General features: G+C 60.3%; 13 protein-coding genes and 1 tRNA gene. 1 reads left to right on the top strand and 13 read right to left on the bottom strand.

Annotated elements, in window-relative coordinates; translation table 11 throughout:
• Positions 1 to 31: 31 nt before the first annotated feature.
• A complete protein-coding gene (locus KUV39_RS02405) occupies positions 32 to 2,821 on the top strand; it encodes a bifunctional aconitate hydratase 2/2-methylisocitrate dehydratase (protein WP_222458826.1) in 2,790 nt (929 codons plus the stop codon).
• Positions 2,822 to 3,355: 534 nt separating this feature from the next.
• Here KUV39_RS02405 and KUV39_RS02400 read toward each other — a convergent pair.
• The 13 genes from KUV39_RS02400 to KUV39_RS02340 all read right to left on the bottom strand — a co-directional run bounded on the left by KUV39_RS02400 (position 3,356) and on the right by KUV39_RS02340 (position 18,311).
• Positions 3,356 to 3,445, bottom strand: a tRNA-Ser gene (locus tag KUV39_RS02400).
• Positions 3,446 to 3,526: 81 nt separating this feature from the next.
• Positions 3,527 to 4,246 (bottom strand): alanyl-tRNA editing protein, encoded by a 720-nt coding sequence (locus tag KUV39_RS02395; RefSeq protein ID WP_222458825.1) that lies wholly within the window; start codon positions 4,244 to 4,246, stop codon positions 3,527 to 3,529.
• Positions 4,239 to 6,737 carry a DUF3772 domain-containing protein gene (locus KUV39_RS02390; RefSeq protein ID WP_244998196.1) on the bottom strand — a complete coding sequence of 833 codons (2,499 nt, stop codon included), beginning with the start codon at positions 6,735 to 6,737 and terminating at the stop codon, positions 4,239 to 4,241. The genes KUV39_RS02395 and KUV39_RS02390 overlap by 8 nt, the downstream gene beginning before the upstream one ends.
• Positions 6,734 to 7,768 (bottom strand): cysteine synthase A, encoded by a 1,035-nt coding sequence (locus tag KUV39_RS02385; RefSeq protein WP_008561129.1) that lies wholly within the window; start codon positions 7,766 to 7,768, stop codon positions 6,734 to 6,736. Before KUV39_RS02385 ends, KUV39_RS02390 begins: the two co-directional genes overlap by 4 nt.
• A gap of 81 nt (positions 7,769 to 7,849) precedes the next feature.
• Entirely contained in the window at positions 7,850 to 8,977 is a 1,128-nt protein-coding gene (locus KUV39_RS02380; RefSeq protein ID WP_222458824.1) for an NUDIX domain-containing protein, read from the bottom strand.
• Positions 8,978 to 9,005: 28 nt separating this feature from the next.
• Positions 9,006 to 9,446, bottom strand: coding sequence for a TrgA family protein (locus KUV39_RS02375; protein WP_222458823.1), 441 nt, complete (start codon positions 9,444 to 9,446; stop codon positions 9,006 to 9,008).
• Between the two features lie 16 nt (positions 9,447 to 9,462).
• Positions 9,463 to 10,668 (bottom strand): SAM-dependent methyltransferase, encoded by a 1,206-nt coding sequence (locus KUV39_RS02370; RefSeq protein WP_222458822.1) that lies wholly within the window; start codon positions 10,666 to 10,668, stop codon positions 9,463 to 9,465.
• A gap of 113 nt (positions 10,669 to 10,781) precedes the next feature.
• On the bottom strand, positions 10,782 to 12,218 hold the full coding sequence (locus tag KUV39_RS02365; RefSeq protein ID WP_244998195.1) for a cryptochrome/photolyase family protein: 1,437 nt from the start codon (positions 12,216 to 12,218) through the stop codon (positions 10,782 to 10,784).
• A gap of 31 nt (positions 12,219 to 12,249) precedes the next feature.
• Positions 12,250 to 13,473, bottom strand: coding sequence for an aminotransferase class V-fold PLP-dependent enzyme (locus KUV39_RS02360; protein WP_222458821.1), 1,224 nt, complete (start codon positions 13,471 to 13,473; stop codon positions 12,250 to 12,252).
• 164 nt (positions 13,474 to 13,637) lie between these two features.
• Positions 13,638 to 15,284, bottom strand: coding sequence for a BCCT family transporter (locus KUV39_RS02355; RefSeq protein WP_222458820.1), 1,647 nt, complete (start codon positions 15,282 to 15,284; stop codon positions 13,638 to 13,640).
• A gap of 216 nt (positions 15,285 to 15,500) precedes the next feature.
• Positions 15,501 to 16,493, bottom strand: coding sequence for an acryloyl-CoA reductase (gene acuI, locus KUV39_RS02350; protein ID WP_046210171.1), 993 nt, complete (start codon positions 16,491 to 16,493; stop codon positions 15,501 to 15,503).
• A gap of 12 nt (positions 16,494 to 16,505) precedes the next feature.
• Entirely contained in the window at positions 16,506 to 17,609 is a 1,104-nt protein-coding gene (locus KUV39_RS02345; RefSeq protein ID WP_222458819.1) for a dimethylsulfoniopropionate demethylase, read from the bottom strand.
• 69 nt (positions 17,610 to 17,678) lie between these two features.
• Positions 17,679 to 18,311 (bottom strand): DUF1326 domain-containing protein, encoded by a 633-nt coding sequence (locus KUV39_RS02340; protein ID WP_008559879.1) that lies wholly within the window; start codon positions 18,309 to 18,311, stop codon positions 17,679 to 17,681.
• Between the last annotated feature and the right edge of the window lie 16 nt (positions 18,312 to 18,327).

Below are 18,327 nucleotides of genomic sequence, written 5' to 3'. Positions count from 1 at the left end.
ATCTGAACCATATCAAATTGTAGGGATCGTCATGAGCTTGTACACCGACTACCTAAAAGAGATCGAGGCGCGCAAAGAGCAGGATCTGCACCCCAAGCCCATCGACGATGGCGCACTGGTTGCCGAACTGATCGAGCAGATCAAGGACAGCGACAATGCGCACCGCGAAGACTCCCTTCAGTTCTTCATCTACAACACCCTGCCCGGCACCACCAGCGCGGCCGGCGTCAAGGCGGCCTTTCTCAAGGAGATCATCCTGGGCCAGGCAGTGGTTGCGGAAATCACCCCTGATTTTGCCTTTGAGCTGCTGTCGCACATGAAAGGCGGCCCTTCGGTTGAGGTGCTTTTGGATCTGGCGCTGGGTGAAGACGCGAAAATTGCCGCGCAGGCCGGTGAAGTGCTGAAAACGCAGGTGTTCCTGTATGACGCGGATCTGGAGCGTCTGGCGGATGGGTTCAAGGGAGGCAATGCTGTCGCCAAGGACATCCTGGAAAGCTATTCCGACGCCGAGTTCTTTACCAAACTGCCGGAGATCGACGAGGAAATCGAAGTCGTCACCTATATCGCGGCCGAAGGCGACATCTCGACCGACCTGCTGTCTCCGGGCAACCAGGCGCACTCTCGTGCGGACCGTGAACTGCACGGCAAATGCATGATCACCCCGGAAGCGCAGGAAGAGATCAACGCGCTGAAGCTGCAGCATCCGACCAAGCAGGTCATGCTGATCGCGGAAAAAGGCACCATGGGCGTTGGCTCGTCGCGGATGTCGGGCGTGAACAACGTGGCGCTGTGGACCGGCAAACAGGCATCGCCCTATGTTCCCTTTGTGAACTACGCCCCGATCGTGGCAGGCACCAACGGCATCTCGCCGATCTTTCTGACCACCGTGGGCGTGACCGGCGGCATCGGCATCGACCTGAAAAACTGGGTCAAAAAGGTCGACGCGGACGGCAAGGCGATCCTCAACAACGACGGCAACCCGATCCTGGAGCAGAAATATTCTGTTGCGACCGGCACCGTTTTGAAGATCAACACCAAGGAAAAGAAACTCTACAGTGCGGACGGCGAAGAGCTGGTCGGGCTTGAGAGCTCCTTTACCCCGCAGAAGCTGGAATTCATCAAGGCTGGCGGCTCTTATGCCATCGTCTTTGGCAAGAAGCTGCAGACATTTGCCTGCGAAACCCTTGGCGTGCCGCTGAAATCCGCATTTGCCCCCTCCAAGGAGATCCACAACGACGGTCAGGGCCTGACCGCTGTTGAAAAGATCTTCAACCGCAATGCGGTGGGCGTGAAATCCGACAAGCCGCTGCACGCAGGCTCTGACGTGCGCGTCAAAGTGAACATCGTCGGCTCGCAAGACACCACCGGCCTGATGACCATGCAGGAACTCGAAGCGATGGCGGCAACCGTTGTCTCGCCCATCGTGGATGGTGCCTATCAGTCGGGCTGTCACACTGCATCGGTCTGGGATCTGAAAGCGCAGGCCAACACGCCGCGCCTGATGAAGTTCATGAACGACTTTGGCCTGGTCACCGGTCGCGACCCCAAGGGTGTCTATCACCCGATGACTGACGTCATTCACAAGGTTCTGAACGACCTGACAGTGGATGACCGCGCGATCATCATCGGCGGCGACAGCCACACCCGCATGTCCAAAGGCGTGGCCTTTGGCGCCGACTCCGGCACCGTGGCGCTGGCGCTGGCAACCGGTGAAGCCTCCATGCCGATCCCTGAATCTGTCAAAGTGACCTTCAAAGGTCAGATGGCCGATCACATGGATTTCCGCGATGTCGTGCACGCAACCCAGGCGCAGATGCTGGAACAGCACGGTGACAACGTGTTCCAGGGCCGCGTGATCGAGGTGCATATCGGCACGCTGCTGGCTGACCAGGCGTTCACCTTCACCGACTGGACCGCGGAAATGAAGGCCAAGGCCTCTGTCTGTATCTCCAACGACGACACGCTGATCGGCTCTCTGGAACTGGCGAAATCGCGCATCCAGATCATGATCGACAAGGGCATGGACCATGAAAACGGCACCCTTGGCCGTCTTCTGGAGATCGCAGACAAGCGTATTGCAGAGATCAAGTCTGGTGACGTTCCAGCCCTGACCCCGGATCACAACGCCAAGTATTTCGCCGAAGTCGTGGTTGATCTGGATGCCATCAACGAGCCGATGATTGCGGACCCCGACGTTCACAACCCGGACGTCTCCAAGCGCTACACCCACGATACAATCCGCCCGATTTCCTACTACAAGGCAGAAAAGAAGGTGGATCTGGGCTTTGTTGGCTCCTGCATGGTGCACAAGGGCGACATCAAGATCGTGGCTCAGATGCTGCGCAACCTGGAAGCGGCCAATGGCTCTGTCGAGTTCAAGGCACCGCTGGTTGTGACCGCGCCGACCTACAACATCATTGATGAGCTGAAGGAAGAAGGCGACTGGGCGATCCTGCAGAAATACTCGGGCTTTGAGTTCGACGATGCAGCGCCAAAGACCAGCGCACGGACAGAGTATGACAACATCCTCTATCTGGAGCGTCCGGGCTGTAACCTTTGCATGGGCAACCAGGAAAAGGCCGCTAAGGGCGACACCGTTCTGGCAACCTCGACCCGCCTGTTCCAAGGCCGCGTTGTGGCGGACCTGCCCGAGAAGAAGGGCGAGTCGCTGCTGGGTTCGACCCCGGTTGTTGTCCTCTCCGCGATCCTGGGCCGCACGCCCACGCTGGAAGAATACAAGACCGCCGTTGAAGGCATCGACCTGACCAAATTTGCACCGCCGGTCGAAAAACCTGCGGGTAGCCGTTCGGTCCACTTCTAAGCTGCGCCCTCCCCGCCTGCGGGGAGCGGACAAAAAATCAGGGCGTCGACATCTGTCGGCGCCCTTTTTGATTCTGCTTTGATTCTGCACCCTCTGATTCTTGGAATTTTTTTGCGCTGAGGCTGCGATGGGCGGAATCAGGGGGCTAACCAGATGATACCGGGTGATTCTGCGGGCGAGCCGCCTCGCGATTCCCTGTCGCGTGAAGGAAGGCATGGCGCGGGTCTGGTTGCCCCCGACACAGACACCACACCACATGCTGAAATCGGACAATTGAGGCGGTAACAGCGCCAACGTCAAATGGCGCGCAGAGAGCCCCTGTGAGGGGCGAAAACCAACTGCGCCACACACCATCAACAAGCGGCAAAACAGCCCTGTGGCCCGCGCCTGAAGCGGCCTGCGGGCATAGGATGGATATCATGGGTTGGAAAACGCCAAACCCCGACATCATGTTTGAAATCAAACACTTACGCGAAGATCTTCAAGCGATACGGCGCTGCCGTTGTCGCGAAACATGATGCCATTTGGGGGTTATGGCGGAGAGACAGGGATTCGAACCCTGGAGACGGTTTCCCGCCTACACACTTTCCAGGCGTGCGCCTTCGACCACTCGGCCACCTCTCCGTTGGGCGGACTTTTGACGGATCACGGGGGGGATTGCAAGAGCGAAAACAGCAAAAAATTCACTTTCCTGCAAAGAACTTGTTACGCGACCAAATGGATGTAGACGCGACGGTTCTGTTTCCCCTTTTTTTCAACCTTTCCAAGGCGGATAGCCCCGATTTCGCCGGTCCGGTTGACGTGGGTTCCCCCGCAGGGTTGCAGGTCGATCTGATCGGATTGGGTTCCGATGCGAACAAGGCGGATGCGGCCACTGCCACGGGGTGGTGAAACCGACATGGTTTTCACCAGATCGGGCTGGGCATCCAGCTCTGCGTCGGTGATCCAGCGCTCTGTTACCTCCAGATCGCGGGCAATCAGCGCATTGAGCGCATCTTCGAGCGCCTGCTTGTCTTCGGGCGCCTCTGGCATGTTGAAATCCAGCCGGCCCTTCTCGGCCCCGATTGCACCGCCAGAGACTGGCAGCGGCAGGACAACGGACAACAGATGCAATGCTGTGTGGATGCGCATGTGGCCCATGCGACGGTCCCAGTCGAGGCTCTGGCTGACGTCAGCGCCCACAGGTGGCAAGGCTGCGTCTGGCTCGGGGATCAGGACAATCGCACCTGCCTCGCCCTTGACCGTGTTGATGATGTTCAGATGACCGCCACCCCAGCTCAGCGCGCCGGTGTCGCCGGGTTGACCACCCCCAGTTGGATAAAAGACGGACTGGTTCAGAACCAGCCCGCCTTCTTCGGTGTGAGAGATGACCTGACCTGCGGCTGTGCGCAGGTAGGCATCTTGTTGGAACAGGGGATCAGTCATCACCGTCGTCTCCGTCGTCTTTTGTCGTGCTGTCGCTGTCATCGCGCTGTGTCAGATCGTCCAGATCCGGCTTTGGCGGTTTCGAGCTGCCACCGGACCATGCGGAGCCGGATTTGCCGCTGGATGCGCCCTGCCCGGCAGCTGACGCCTGGCCTGCGGCCTGAGCAAGCGTTTCGGGGTTGCGGATCCAGATGTCGCGTTGTGCAAACGGGATCTCGATCCCCGCCTCTTCAAAGCGGCGGGCGATGTCATAGTTCATGTCGGATTTCACCGACAGAACCCAGTTCACATCACGCAGGATGGCGCGGATTTCGAAATCAAGGCTATCGGCGCCAAAGCCCTGGAACACCACCGAAGGTGCCGGGTTCATCAGCACCATCGGATGGGACTTTGCGACCTCGATCAAAATCGCCTCGACCTTGCGGGGGTCTGTGCCATAGGCAACCCCAACCGGTACGATCACCCGGCCCACGGTGTTGCCACGGGTGTAGTTCGTGACGGTTCCGGTAATCAGGTCCGAGTTCGGCACAATCACGTCGGTGCGGTCAAAGGTCTCGATCCGGGTGGAGCGGACGGAGATATCGCGCACATAGCCCATGAGCCCCCCGACTTCGATCCAGTCGCCCTTGGACACCGGACGTTCCACCAGCAGGATGATGCCGGAGACAAAGTTCGACACGATGGTCTGCAGACCAAAACCGATGCCAACCGACAGCGCACCAGCGACAATGGCGAGCGATGACAGATCAAGCCCGGCCATCGAAATGGCGATCAGCGCTGCGAGGAAGATCCCCACATAGCCCATCCCCGACACGATGGCATTCTGGCCGCCAAGGTCGATGCGTGTCTTGGGCAGGAGCGTATTGCGCAGGCTGCCCTGTACCATGCGTGTGACGGCATAGCCGATGGCAAAAACCGCAACAAAGGTGATGAAGGCCGTCGGAGAGATATTGGTATCCCCGATCTGAAACCCCTTGAGGAAGTTCGACCACAGCTCTGTCAGGTCCGCAACCCGCGCGCCCCAGATGAGCGCCAGTACCGGCAACGCCAAAAGCGCCAGCGCAAAACCGATCAGGGCGCTGAACAGCGTGTCATTTGCCGCCGCTCCCTTGCCGGTGACAAACCCGTAGAGGTCAGAGAAGAACCGCTGCAACACGAACAGCCCGGCCAGCACAGCCAGCGTCAGCATGGCCGGGTAAATCAGCGCCTCGGCCGCGTTCATATACCCCAGAGCCGCAAGCACCGGTGCCGCAAAGCCAAGGAGATAGGTGGCCCGCCGGATCACCGAAATCACCCGGTTGGCGCCGGCTGCAATGGCGCTCTCGTCGCCCTCTTCGCTCTGGGCCTCTTGCGCCTGTCGTTGCTTGCTGCCGATGCGGTTCAGCCGCAGCAGGATCAGCGCTGCGGCGACGATCAGCGGGAAGCTGAAGACTGCGATGCTGCTCTCGGTGATGTTCTGGATGCTCTCCAGCGTTGCCAAGGCGTCCTGCACGACAAGAACCACCGCCATCGCCCAGATCAGGAACCGGGTTTCCGACTGGTAACGATCGTCGATCGGGAACAGGTCGTTTTCAATGCGCGCCGCATAAAGCCGCTCGCCCATCCAGTGGAAGGACAGGATGATAAAGGCCCAGGCGGGCATCGCGTCGAGGAAGATACTGCCCCGCACGCCCAGAATGCCCGACAGATCAATGGCAGCGGCAAGGATGATGATGCCAACCAGCGGCAAGAACACCTGAAGGAGCGAGACCACAAAGGTCCAGACCCCAGTGCCCTTTGCCCCGTAGCCACGCAGGAAATCACCGGCCCGATGGGCCCAGGGGCGCCCCCGCAGGATCAGCAGCACGGCGAGGATCAGCAGCGCCAGGATACCGACGAGATCGCCACGAATGCGCTCCCCCGTCGTATCATTGCGCAGCTGTGACACGGTTTCATTGCCGATCGACCGGATCGCCACCCCCATGTCGCGCAGCGCCTGCTGCCAGTGTTCGGGGTTCAGCGGGGATGGCCCGCGCTCCAGCAGCCGTCTGGTCAGCCGGTCGCGAACGATCTTGTCGATTTCGTTGATCAGGCCGTCGGCGCGGCTGTAGGCCTCTTCGGCGACGATGCGGGGCACGCGCAGCTGGTTGAGCTGTTTGGTCAGAGCCTCGCGCAGGAGCGCGATATCTTCCGGCTCGCTCTCGCCTTCGGCGGGGGCCGGTCCGAGGGCATCAAGCTGGCCCTGCAATGTCTGAATGCGATCACCGTTTTCACTGCGCTTGGTCTGGAAGGTCTGCCGGTAGTCGGTCAGATCCTTGCGCAGCTGTTCCAGCGCGATGTTTGAGGCGCGGCTGGTGTCGATGACATCCTCGGCCCGTTCTGCGGTCCGCAACCAGCTATCGTAGTAGCTGCGCGCCTGTTCAGAGGTCTGGGCCGAGAGTGGGAAAGCGAGGCCAATCACCAGGATCAGCCCCGCCATCATATTGAAAAACAGATTTTTTAAAGGTGTCATACGTCCTCGAATACACCGGGAATTGAAGCCGGTGTATGGGTCATCCAATCAGGCACCGGCAGATTTTTCTCGCGCAGGAAGTCCGGGTTGAAGAGCTTGGACTGATAGCGGGTGCCATAGTCACACAGCACCGTCACGATCGTTTTGCCCGGCCCAAGATCCTTTGCCATGCGCACCGCACCTGCGATGTTGATCGCAGAGGAGCCGCCCAGCACCAGACCTTCTTCATGCAGCAGATCAAACACATAGGGCAGCGCATCCTCGTCGGCCACCTGATAGGCAAAATCAGGCTTAAATCCGTCAAGATTCTTGGTGATGCGCACCTGACCGATGCCCTCGGCGATGGAGCCACCTTCAGAGGCGAGCTCGCCCGTGGTGTAGTAGGAATAAAGCGCAGCCCCCATCGGATCTGCCAGACCAATCTTTACACCCTTGGGCTGGAGCGCCTCGGCCACACCCGCCAAGGTGCCGCCAGAGCCAACCGCACAGACAAAGCCGTCAACCTTGCCGTCGGTCTGCTCCCAGATCTCGGGACCGGTGGTTTCGACGTGGGCCTGACGGTTCGCCACGTTGTCAAACTGGTTGGCCCAGATCGCGCCGTTGGGTTCGGTCTTGGCCAGTTCCTTTGCCAGACGTTCCGAATAGCGCACAAAGTTGTTGGGGTTGCGATAGGGCGCCGCAGGCACCTGCACCAGCTGTGCCCCGGCCAGACGCAGCATGTCCTTTTTTTCTTCGGACTGGGTTTCGGGGATCACGATCACGGTCTTGAAGCCCATGGAGGCACCCACCAGCGCAAGGCCGATCCCGGTGTTGCCTGCCGTGCCCTCAACGATGGTTCCGCCGGGTTTCAGATCACCGCGGGCGATGGCATCCTTGATGATGTAGAGCGCGGCACGGTCCTTGACCGATTGGCCGGGGTTCATGAACTCGGCTTTTCCCAGAATCTCGCACCCGGTTTCATCGCTGACGCGGTTCAGACGGATCAGAGGCGTGTGGCCGATCGCATCGGCCAGATCATGTGCAATGCGCATGGTATCCCTTTCGATCATTCCCTTGAGGTGTAGCCAAGGGGCAGTTGGACCACAAGCCGTCAGTCCGGCTTGCAGCTCGTGTTACATGGTCTGCGCGCGGCGCAGGCGGTCGCGGTGACGGGCAAGCCAGAGCGCCGCCGTGACCAGTGGCATGTCCTGATAGATCTGGGCGTCGATGCCCTCCATCAGAGCGTCAAAACTCAGGATCTGGCTGCGAATGTCCTCGTTTTCGCTATCAAGGCCACCGCCCTCTCCGACGGTGTCCAGATCGCAGATCCCCACGAAGATATGCAGGAATTCGCCCGATGCTCCGCTTGACGGATAGGCCCGTGTGACCGTCTCCAGCGACGTGAGAGACAGGCCTGCCTCCTCCTGCGCCTCGCGGTGGGCGGCCTGCTCTGCGGTTTCGCCCGGATCAATCAGCCCCGCAACCGGCTCCCACATCCAAGGGGTGCGACAGCCCGCGATATAGGTCGCCGCGCGGAATTGTTCGATCAGCAAAACAGCATCGCGGCGCGGATCATAGGGCAGAACGACAGAGGCCTGCCCCACCAGCGCCGCCCCACGGTTGACCACCGGGCTGAGGCTGCCATCGTAGCGACGGAATTGCAGATCCATCTCTTCCATCGCGAAGAAATTCACATAGGCGCGTTTATGGGCATGGACCACGACATCACGGCTCAGGTCGTGGCCTGGATCAGCCGGACGGTCCTGCGCAGCAAGCCAGGCCGCGGCCCGGATACGGATCGGGCGGAACCGCTCGGCGACCTCGGCGGCGGTCAGCCGTCCACGATAGGCCATGACCTCTTCGGCGGCGCGCAGCGACAGGGCGCCCCATTTGTCTTGCCACTGCGCCAGATCCCAGACATCGCCCGTGGGCCAAAGCCCCGGTTCGGGAAAGTAGACATCCGCCGGGCGAACCGTGCCATCCTGCAGCGTCACGTCCATCCGGCGCAGCGTGTAATCAAAACCACCTTCGTAGAAGTTGAGCGCATCCATGTCGTCCTGGCTCAGCCCCCGCAGCAGCAGTCCCGGCGCCCTGTGACCCTCTCGTTCCTCGATGGCCGGAAATGGCTGATCCACAACAGCAAAGGCGCCATGTCCGGGCAGATGGGCCTCGCGCACGTCAAGGTCCGGACCGGTGCGGCCCAGGATCAGTTCCAAAAGAGGCACATGGCGCAGCGTGCCATAGACAAAAAGATCAACCAAAATCGCAGTCCCGTTGGAGTTCAAGCCCTCAACGCCAGCGTCTTGCGGCGTTTTCGGTCAGCAAAGCCGAGAACACGCCGCCAATCACAAGCGCCAGCCACACATGTGGCACCGCCATGACAAAAAAGAAATCCAGAGCGATCACAAAAATCGCTGAAAGCGCCTCAAAAGGACCATCGTATCGGTTTCGCATGGCAAGGCGGAACATTTCCCACGCGCCTTGCAGGAACAGACCCCAAAGGACCAGCAAAGCCACGCCAGTCAGGCCATTGTTGATCGCGTTCACCAATCCGTGGCCGGTTTTGCGGCCAACCCAGATCCAACCGACCAGCAAACCAAGCCCTGCATTGAGCGGAACAAAGTAGCCAAAATCGGTTTTCTCTGGCAGCAGAGGCATGATGAGGTAGGAGGCAACAATCGCAACCAGGGCCATAGAGATAGCGGCGATCAAACGGGCGGCAGTGGGCATTGTGTCGGCTTCCGTATCAGCGGTGAGAGATCGTGACCTGCGTCACATCACAAGTGCCCGCCCGAAAGGCCGAGGCGCAAGAGGTTAGATAGAAGTTCCACATTTTTCTAAAGCGATCGTCAAAGCCCATAGCGGCAACTTCGTCCCAACGGTCGTTGAACGTGTGGTGCCACCGCCGCAGCGTCTGGTCATAGCTGTCACCGAATTCCAGCGATTTGACGATCTGCAGCCCCGCGTTTTCCACCTGTTCGCGCAGGATCTTTGGCGCAGGCAGCATACCGCCGGGAAAGATGTGTTTCTGAATGAAATCAACGCCGCGTTTATAGACCTCCCAGCGGTGGTCCCCGACGGTGATGATCTGCAGGGTTGCGCGTGCACCGGGGCGCAGCCGGTCGCGGATCATCTTGAAATAGGCAGGCCAGTATTTTTCCCCGACCGCCTCGAACATCTCGATCGAGGCAATGCCGTCGAACTCTCCCTTGCAGTCGCGATAGTCCTGCATCCGCAGCTCTACCTGACCTGAAAGGCCTGCCTTTTCAATGCGCTCGCGCGCGAACTTCAACTGTTCTTCGCTGATGGTCAGCCCCGTCACCCGCAAGCCGCGTTCGCGCGCTGCATATTCCGCAAAACCGCCCCAGCCACAGCCGACCTCCAGCACGTGATCACCGGGTTTGACGCCCATCTGATCCACCATTGAGGCGTATTTAGCGGTTTGGGCTGCCTCCAGACTTTCCTGGCCGGTTTCAAAGATTGCGCTGGAATAGGTCATCGTGTCGTCAAGCCAGAGCGCGTAGAAATCATTCCCAAGGTCATAGTGATAGGAAATGTTTGCCCGCGCCTGGGTGCGGTGATTGCGCTGCAGCCAGAAACGGAACTGTTCATAGGCCCGGATCAGGGCGCTGCCCGGAAAGCCGTCATAGACCGGTTCATAGCCCAGATGCACCAGATCCATGAAATCCTGCAGATCCGATGTGCTCCACCACCCTTCGAGATAAGCATCCGAGAACCCCAGATCCCCCTCGCGGATAAGCCGGGTAAAGCTGTCATCGTTGTGAATGATCAGATCTGCCGCAGGTCCGGGTTCGCGCCCCACAACCCGAAACACCCGCCCATCCGAAAGCTTGATGTCCAGCTGCCCCACCTCCAGCGCCTGCAGCCGTTCAAAGATGGCCGCGAAATAGCGCGGCAGGTTGCTCTGTCCTTCGGTCGTTGTGAGCAGCATGTGGCGCGACCCCCCTTTCCCTTCAAATGACAAGATTTGAAAAAGGCTAGGCCAAATCAGGCGTTTCTGGCAAGGGATCTGTCGGAAACGCCGATGGGGTCGGGCTGGCCGCCCTACCCTTTGTCGCGGTTTTGATAAGCCTCCAGCGCGCGCTCGCGCCCGGCCTTAAGATCAAGGATGGGCCGGGGGCGGGCCATATCCGCAGAGAGCTGCCAGGATTTGGGGCACGCCGCGAAAAAGGCGCGCGCCGTGTCTGGCGGGTTTGGGTTTCCTTCGGCGATCCATTGCGCCTGATAGCGCCCCTTGGGGTCGAATTTGTCCAATTGGCCATCCGGGTTGAAAACCCGAAAAAAAGGCGCGGCGTCCGGCCCGGAGCCCGCCACCCACTGCCAGCCCATCGCATTGGAGGCCGGATCCCAATCCACAAGGCAGTGCTCAAACCACTTCTGGCCGATCCGCCAATGGGTGAGCATATGTTTGGTCAGAAAGCTCGCAACGATCATGCGAGCCCGGTTGTGCATCTTGCCGGTCACATACAGCTCTCGCATCGCGGCGTCGACAAAGCGGTAGCCAGTGCGCCCCTGTTTCCAGGCCAGTACCTCTGGGGTGTCTTCGTTCTCTGACCACGCAAAGGACTGCCATTCCTCGCGCCAGCTCTTGGTCAGGATATGCGGGGTGTGGAACATGAGGTGATAGGCAAACTCGCGCCAGACCACCTCCTTGAGGAAGGTTTCCGCCCCCGCAGCGCCCTGCGCCATTGCCTCTGCCCCTCGGTGCCACATGCGTTGCGGGCTGATCTCTCCCCAGGCGAGATTTTCTGACAGACCAGATGTGCCATCCACGGCGGGCAGATCGCGCAGATCCTGATAGCGGGCGATGCCGGTTTCGATAAATTCATCCAGCCGATCCTGCGCCGCCTCTTCCCCGACCCGGCAATGGGCCGCCAGCACAGGCGCGCCCCGGCGCATGGCAGCGGCCAGTTTCCATGTGTCCAGCTGGTCGGAGTTTGGCCACTGCTCTGGCGCGGGGATTGTCCCGGGTGCCGCCAAGAGACCCGGCACATCACGGCCCCGCACCGCGCGCCAGAACGGGGTATAGACACGGTACATCCCCCCCGTCTTGGTTTCCACCGTCCAGGGTTCAAACAGGAGATTTCCACTGTAGGAATGCGCTGCAACACCTTGGGATTTTAAGGTTTCTTTAATCAACGTGTCGCGCGCCCGGCTGGCCGGATCATAGGCGCGGGTCCAGTGAACGGCCTGCGCGCCCGTCTCTTTCAGCAGATCCTGCAACACCTGAAGCGCCGCGCCGCGCCGCAGGATCAGCCGACTGCCCCGCCTCTCCAGCCGCTGCGCAAGGTGTTCAAGCCCGAGCCCCAGACGAAAGCGCGGGGCCGCGCCGAGATCTTCATCCTGGCTGTCAAAGATGAACACCGGCAGCACCGGCGCGCCGCTGTCGACGGCGGCGGTCAGGGCTGCGTTGTCGGACAGGCGCAAATCGCGCCTGATCCACCAGATCACCGGCGCATTTGCCGGAATTCCATCAGTCATGGAGCGGTCAAGGTCCCTTGTTCACATGTGTTTACAACACGCGATCTAGGGCCTCCATCAACTGTGTCACCTCCTTTTCAGAGGTATAATGTGTGAAACTCAACCGCAGCACACCTTTGTCCGTATCCACACCCATCGCCTTGAGCGCACGTACCGCGTAGAAATCTCCGCCGCCTGCCATGATGCCGTGCTGTGACAGCTCGGCTGCGACCTCTGCCCCTGCGCGGTTGAGCGAGAGCGCAACGGTTGGCGCGCGCCTCTGCGCATCCGATGGACCAAGAAGGCGCACATCGTTGCGGTCCTTCACCATATCCAGAAGCGGTTGCAGCAGCGTGACCTCATGGGCGCGCATGAGATCATGAACAAAGGCGCCCTGCTCTGCGCCTTCGGTCTCTGGCCCGCCGTGATGATGTGCCAGCGCCGAGATGTAATCAGCCATGCCTGCACTTGCAGCAATCTGCGCGTGGTCGGGTCCGGCTGGGGTAAAGCGTTTGTAGAGAACGTCGGCGTTGAAGTAATGCGCCTGATTGGGCAACAGCGCGCCCAATTCGCGCCGGATCACCATGATGCCCTGATGCGGTCCATAGGTCTTGTAGGCTGAGAACAGATAGATATCCGGACCCAGCTCTCCAACGTTGGGCAGGCCGTGGGGCGCATATGAAACTCCATCCACACAGACAAAGGCCCCGGCAGCATGGGCCAGCGCGGTGATTTCCGTGACCGGGTTCAGCTCTCCCACCACGTTGGAGCAATGCGGAAAACAGACGAGGCGGACGTTTTCATCCAGAAGGGTCTCAAGATCGGCGGTGTCCAGATGACCGGTCTGCGGGTTGATCGCCCATTCGCGGATCTCGATCCCCTCGTCCGCCAGGCGACGCCAGGGGCCGGTGTTGGCTTCGTGGTCCTGATTGGTAACGATGATCGCCTCACCCGGTTTCATGAACTGACGAAACGCCTGCGCCAGAACATAGGTGTTCTGGGTTGTGGAGGGGCCAAAGCTCAGCTCTTCGGTGGCAATCCCCATAATCGCGGCAAGGCGGCTGCGCGCCTCGTCCATTTCGGCGCCCGCTAGTTGCGAGGCGGCATAGGGCGCATAGGGCTGGACCTTGCGTTCGACATAGTAGCGATTGAGCCGGTCGATCACAGGCTGGCAGGTGTAAGAGCCCCCCGCGTTTTCAAAGAAGGCCTGGCCCCGAAGGCTGTCGGCGCTGAATGCCGGGAACTGACTGCGGACAAAGTCGATATCGAGGGCCATGATCACTCCATTCATTTTGCTGAGAAAATCAGTGCAGCCCTTCCCCATGCAGGTCAAGGACTGAGGTGATGTTTGGCCCGATCCAACGCCGGGCCACCCTGATCAGACAAAAACGCCCCGCACCGTTTGGTGCGAGGCGTTGGCTTTCAAAATGGCTGGCAGGTTCAGCGCATCTGGTCGCGCTCTCCCTGCAGGCCGCGCGCGATGGCCCAACACATCAAGAGCAGTACAATGGTGAACAACAGTCCGGTTGAAATCACCATCGCCTGCAAGGCGGCCAGACCGCCACCCAAAAGTAGCACGATCGCAACGGCCCCTTCGAACACGCACCAAAACACCCGCTGGGGCATCGGTGCATCGACCTTGCCCCCGGCGGTGATCGTGTCGATCACCAGCGAGCCGGAGTCCGATGAGGTGACAAAGAACACAACCACCAGGACGATCCCGACAAAGGAGGTCAAGGACGCCAGGGGCAGCTCGCCCAGCATCTTGAACAGTTTCAGCTCAAGCGCGGCATCCTGCGCACCGGTGTAGCCGTCTGCGATCACCTGATGGATCGCGGTGCCGCCAAAGACGCTCATCCACAGAACACAGACCAGGCTGGGGATCAGCAGAACGCAGACCACGAACTCACGGACGGTGCGGCCACGGCTGACACGGGCGATGAACATACCCACAAACGGCGACCAGCTGATCCACCACGCCCAGTAGAACGCGGTCCAGCCCTGGCTGAAGTTCACGTCTTCGCGGCCGAAAGGCATGGAAAGGGCCGGCAGATACTGCACATAGGCGACCAGGCTGTCGACAAATCCGCTGAGGATCAGCAGCGTCGGCCCAACAATGAGCACGAACAGCAACAGCAGAAAGGCAAGCCCCATGTTCAGCTCGCTCAGCACCTTCACCCCGCCATCAAGGCCCCGGACAACCGAAACCAAAGCAACAGCGGTGATGGCCGAGATCAGGACCACCTCGGTTGTCGAGCCGAGTGGTACGCCGAACAATTCGTTCAGACCCGCATTGGCCTGTGTCGCGCCAAACCCAAGAGAGGTCGCCAGACCAAAGAGGGTCGCAAACACCGCCACGATGTCGATGACATGGCCGGTCCAGCCCCAGACACGTTCGCCGAAGATTGGGTAAAAGGCCGAGCGAATGGTCAGCGGCAGGCCCTTGTTGTAGGAAAACAGCGCAAGGGACAGCGCCACGATTGCATAGATCGCCCAAGGGTGCAGGCCCCAGTGATAGATCGTCGCCGCCATGCCAAGGCGCACCGCCTCTGCCTGATCGCCAGCAGCTGCGCCAAGCGGCGCCCAATCGGTTCTGACGCCATCCTCACCAACGCTGATGCCACCCATCGCAGTCGAATAGTGGCTCATCGGTTCGCTGACGCCGTAAAACATCAGCCCGATGCCCATGCCTGCCGCAAACAGCATCGCAAACCAGCCCAGGTAGTTGTAGTCGGGTTCGGCCTCGTCCCCGCCAAGGCGCACACTGCCCCAGGGCGTCACGATAAGCGCAAAGCAGAACAACACAAAGATGTTGCCAGCGCTGAGGAAGAACCAGTCGAAACTGCTGGTCACGGTGCCGCGCAGCCAGCCAAACAACGCATCAGCCTGCTCTGGCAGCACCAATGCGTAGAATACAAACATCATCACGGCGATGCCGGAGATCATGAATACAGGATTGTGGATGTCGAACCCGATGGGCCCAACCGAGCCCTCAAGGTTGTCCTGACCGATTTCATAGTCGGTCTCGATTACATCAGCGCTTCCGTCCGGGGTCGGGATGCCCTGATTGTTCGTTTCATCAGTCATACGCGTTCCAGTCTTGTTATTGTGAACGTCCACAAACCCAACAAGTGAAAGCTGCGCAGGTTCCCGCCGAAGTGAAATTTTTTCTGGAACCGATCCGGACGCCCCGCGTTGTTTGTGGCTTTTCAGCGCGCTAGCAGATAAAACTGACCCTGTTGAAACAGAAAATGCGCGCAAAACCTGCGCGCATTTTCAAGACTGTCACATCGCCCTGATGGCTCAGGCGTTCACGTCGACCACAACGCGGCCCTTGACCTGGCCTTTCAGGATGTCCTTGCCCAGTTGTGGCAGATCCGACAGGGTTGCGGGCTGGACCATCGCCTCCAGCTTGTCCATCGGCAGATCCTTGGCAATGCGCTGCCAGGCCCGCAGGCGATTGTCATAGGGCTGCATCACGCTGTCGATCCCAAGGAGGTTCACCCCTCGCAGCAGGAAGGGAATGACCGTGGCTGGCAGGCCGGCACCACCGGCCAGACCGACCGCAGAAACCGAGGCGCCATATTTCATCTGGCCGAGAACCCGCGCGAGCATATCGCCGCCCACCGCATCAATGCAGCCTGCCCAGGTTTCGCTTTCCAGCGGGCGTTTGACCGTCTCGTTGATCTCTTCCCGGGCGACGATCTGGGTCGCGCCGAGGGATTTCAGATAGTCGGCTGTTTCCGGTCGGCCGGTGACGGCCGCAACCTCATAGCCGAGGTTGGCCAAGATGGCGGTCGCAACCGAGCCCACGCCCCCCGCAGCCCCCGTTACCAGAACCGGACCGTGCCCCGGAACCAGCCCGTGATCTTCCAGTGCCATCACGGCCAGCATTGCCGTGAAACCGGCCGTACCCACCGCCATTGCCTGACGGGTATCAAGCCCCTCGGGCAGCGGCACCAGCCAGTCGGCGCGCACGTTGGCCTTTTGGGAATAGCCGCCCCAATGAGCTTCGCCGACGCGCCAGCCGGTCAGGACAACCTTGTCGCCCGGCTTGTAACGCTCATCAGAGGACGTCTCTACCGTGCCGGCAAAATCGATGCCGGGCACGTGGGGATATTTGCGCACCAGACCACCGCCCGGCCCGATGCACAGCCCGTCCTTGTAGTTCACGGTGGAATAGTCCACCGCCACCGTCACCTCGCCGTCGGGCAGCTGATCGAGGCTGATCTGTTCCACCGCGGCAGAGGTCTTGCCGCTTTCTTCATCCTTGTTCACGACCAATGCATTGAACATGTCGTCTCTCCCTTAAATCCAGAATTTTTCCTGCACTGTCGCGGCGCGCATGCCGTCCGGTGTTTCCACCTCCAGCGCGGTGCCCGCGTCCCAGTGCGTCATGCGGACCATGCCAATGGCCACGTTGGTGTTGAAATCGGGCGACCACGCCGCTGAGGACACATGCCCCACCTTGCGCCCGTTTGCGAAGACAGGCCACAGCCGGTCACAGGGCCCCACGGCATCGCCTTTGATCGCGATGGGGCGGATCTGCTGAACCGGGCCTTCCTTGGCGACACGCAACAGCGCATCGCGCCCAATGCAGCCGATTGCGGTGTGGGTGTTGCAGAACTTGCCCAGACCGCATTCATGCGGGGTGTTGTCGTCGGTCATGTCGTTGCCGTAGCTCAGCAAGCCACCTTCGATCCGCTCAATGAGATTGGGGCAGCCTGCCCGCACCTCAAGATCTGCGCCCAGTTCAAAAAGCCGGTTCCACAAGGGCATACCCAGGTCGCTGCCCTCCAGGTAGATCTCGTAGCCGCCCTGTTTGGAGTAACCAGAGCGCGCGATCACCAGGTCGCGGCCCTCGAACTGGTAGAGGCCAAAGCGAAAGAACCGCAGGGATCGAATGTCCTCACCGAACAGGCGCGCCATCAGCTCGTCTGCTTTTGGACCTTGAATTGCCAGAGGTGACACATCCGGCTCATCCACCAGAACATCCAGCCGCCAGCCATTTGCGATCCCCTTGACCCAGAGCAGCAGGTCGCTGTCTGCAATCGAGATCCACCAGCGGTCCTCTGACAGTTTGACCGCCACAGGATCATTCAGCATTCCCCCGGTTTCATCGACAATGGGGACATAGAAACACTGGCCCGCCGTCATGCCGCGCAGATCGCGCGGTGTCAGCATCTGCATCAGACGGGCCGCATCCGGGCCACGCAGCTCGACCTGGCGCTCGCAAGAGACATCCCAGACCTGAACGTGACGCTTGAGATGGTGATAATCTGCTTCGACGCTTTCAAAGACGGTGGGCAGCAGCATCCGGTTGTAGACGGTGTATCCTTTGACGCCTGCGGCCTCGACCCCGTCCGAGAACGGTGTGCGACGCAGACGGCGGGATGGTGCGATCAAGGCCATGGCAATTCCTCCCTACCAGGCGCAACCGGGGCGATACGGCGGCGGTCCCACCCGCCGCCTGCCCCAAGATCAGCGTGGACCGTGCCAGTCGATCTGGCAGATTTCAGCTGAACGGTTTTCAAAATCCCAGACACGACCAAAGGCGCGCACGCGGCCCTTGGTTGCCTTGGCAACGGTGATGTCGGGGCCCATCCAGTATTCGGTATTGGTGACGACAATGTCCTTGCCATCCTTGCCCTCAACCGGAACAACCGCGCCCTGGATCTTTTTGCCGACCATGAGACGGCGTTCCTTGCCTTCGGTTTCAAAGACAACCGGTGCCCGCTCTGCGCCGAGGAACTCGCTCACCAAGAGCGAGAACAGACCCGTGGTGCCGCGTGCGGCCCCGGAGAAGATGTTGACCAGGCCGTCATAGGCTGCGTCAGAGGCACGATCATCAATGAACGCCGCCGCTTTCCAGTTGCCGCGCCCCATGTTGCCCGGAATTTCCAGGAACAGGCCGACGTTCAGACCTGACAGATCTTCGTCCCCATATTGCCCCTCGTCGATGCGCACACCGGCCCAGGCCTGACAGTGGCCCTCGGTCGGCGGGTGCTGACCCAGCGACACCACACAGGGGCAGAAGACAGTACAGTTACAATTGAGGATCAGCTCCCCCTTGATGGTCCAGGGAACCGTCCCGACCGCAGCATCCAAAGCCATTTTTTCTCTCCCTTAG

It is taken from the genome of Phaeobacter italicus (assembly GCF_019801785.1).
GTDB lineage: Bacteria > Pseudomonadota > Alphaproteobacteria > Rhodobacterales > Rhodobacteraceae > Phaeobacter > Phaeobacter italicus.
This window is presented reverse-complemented; position numbering and strand designations above follow the sequence as displayed.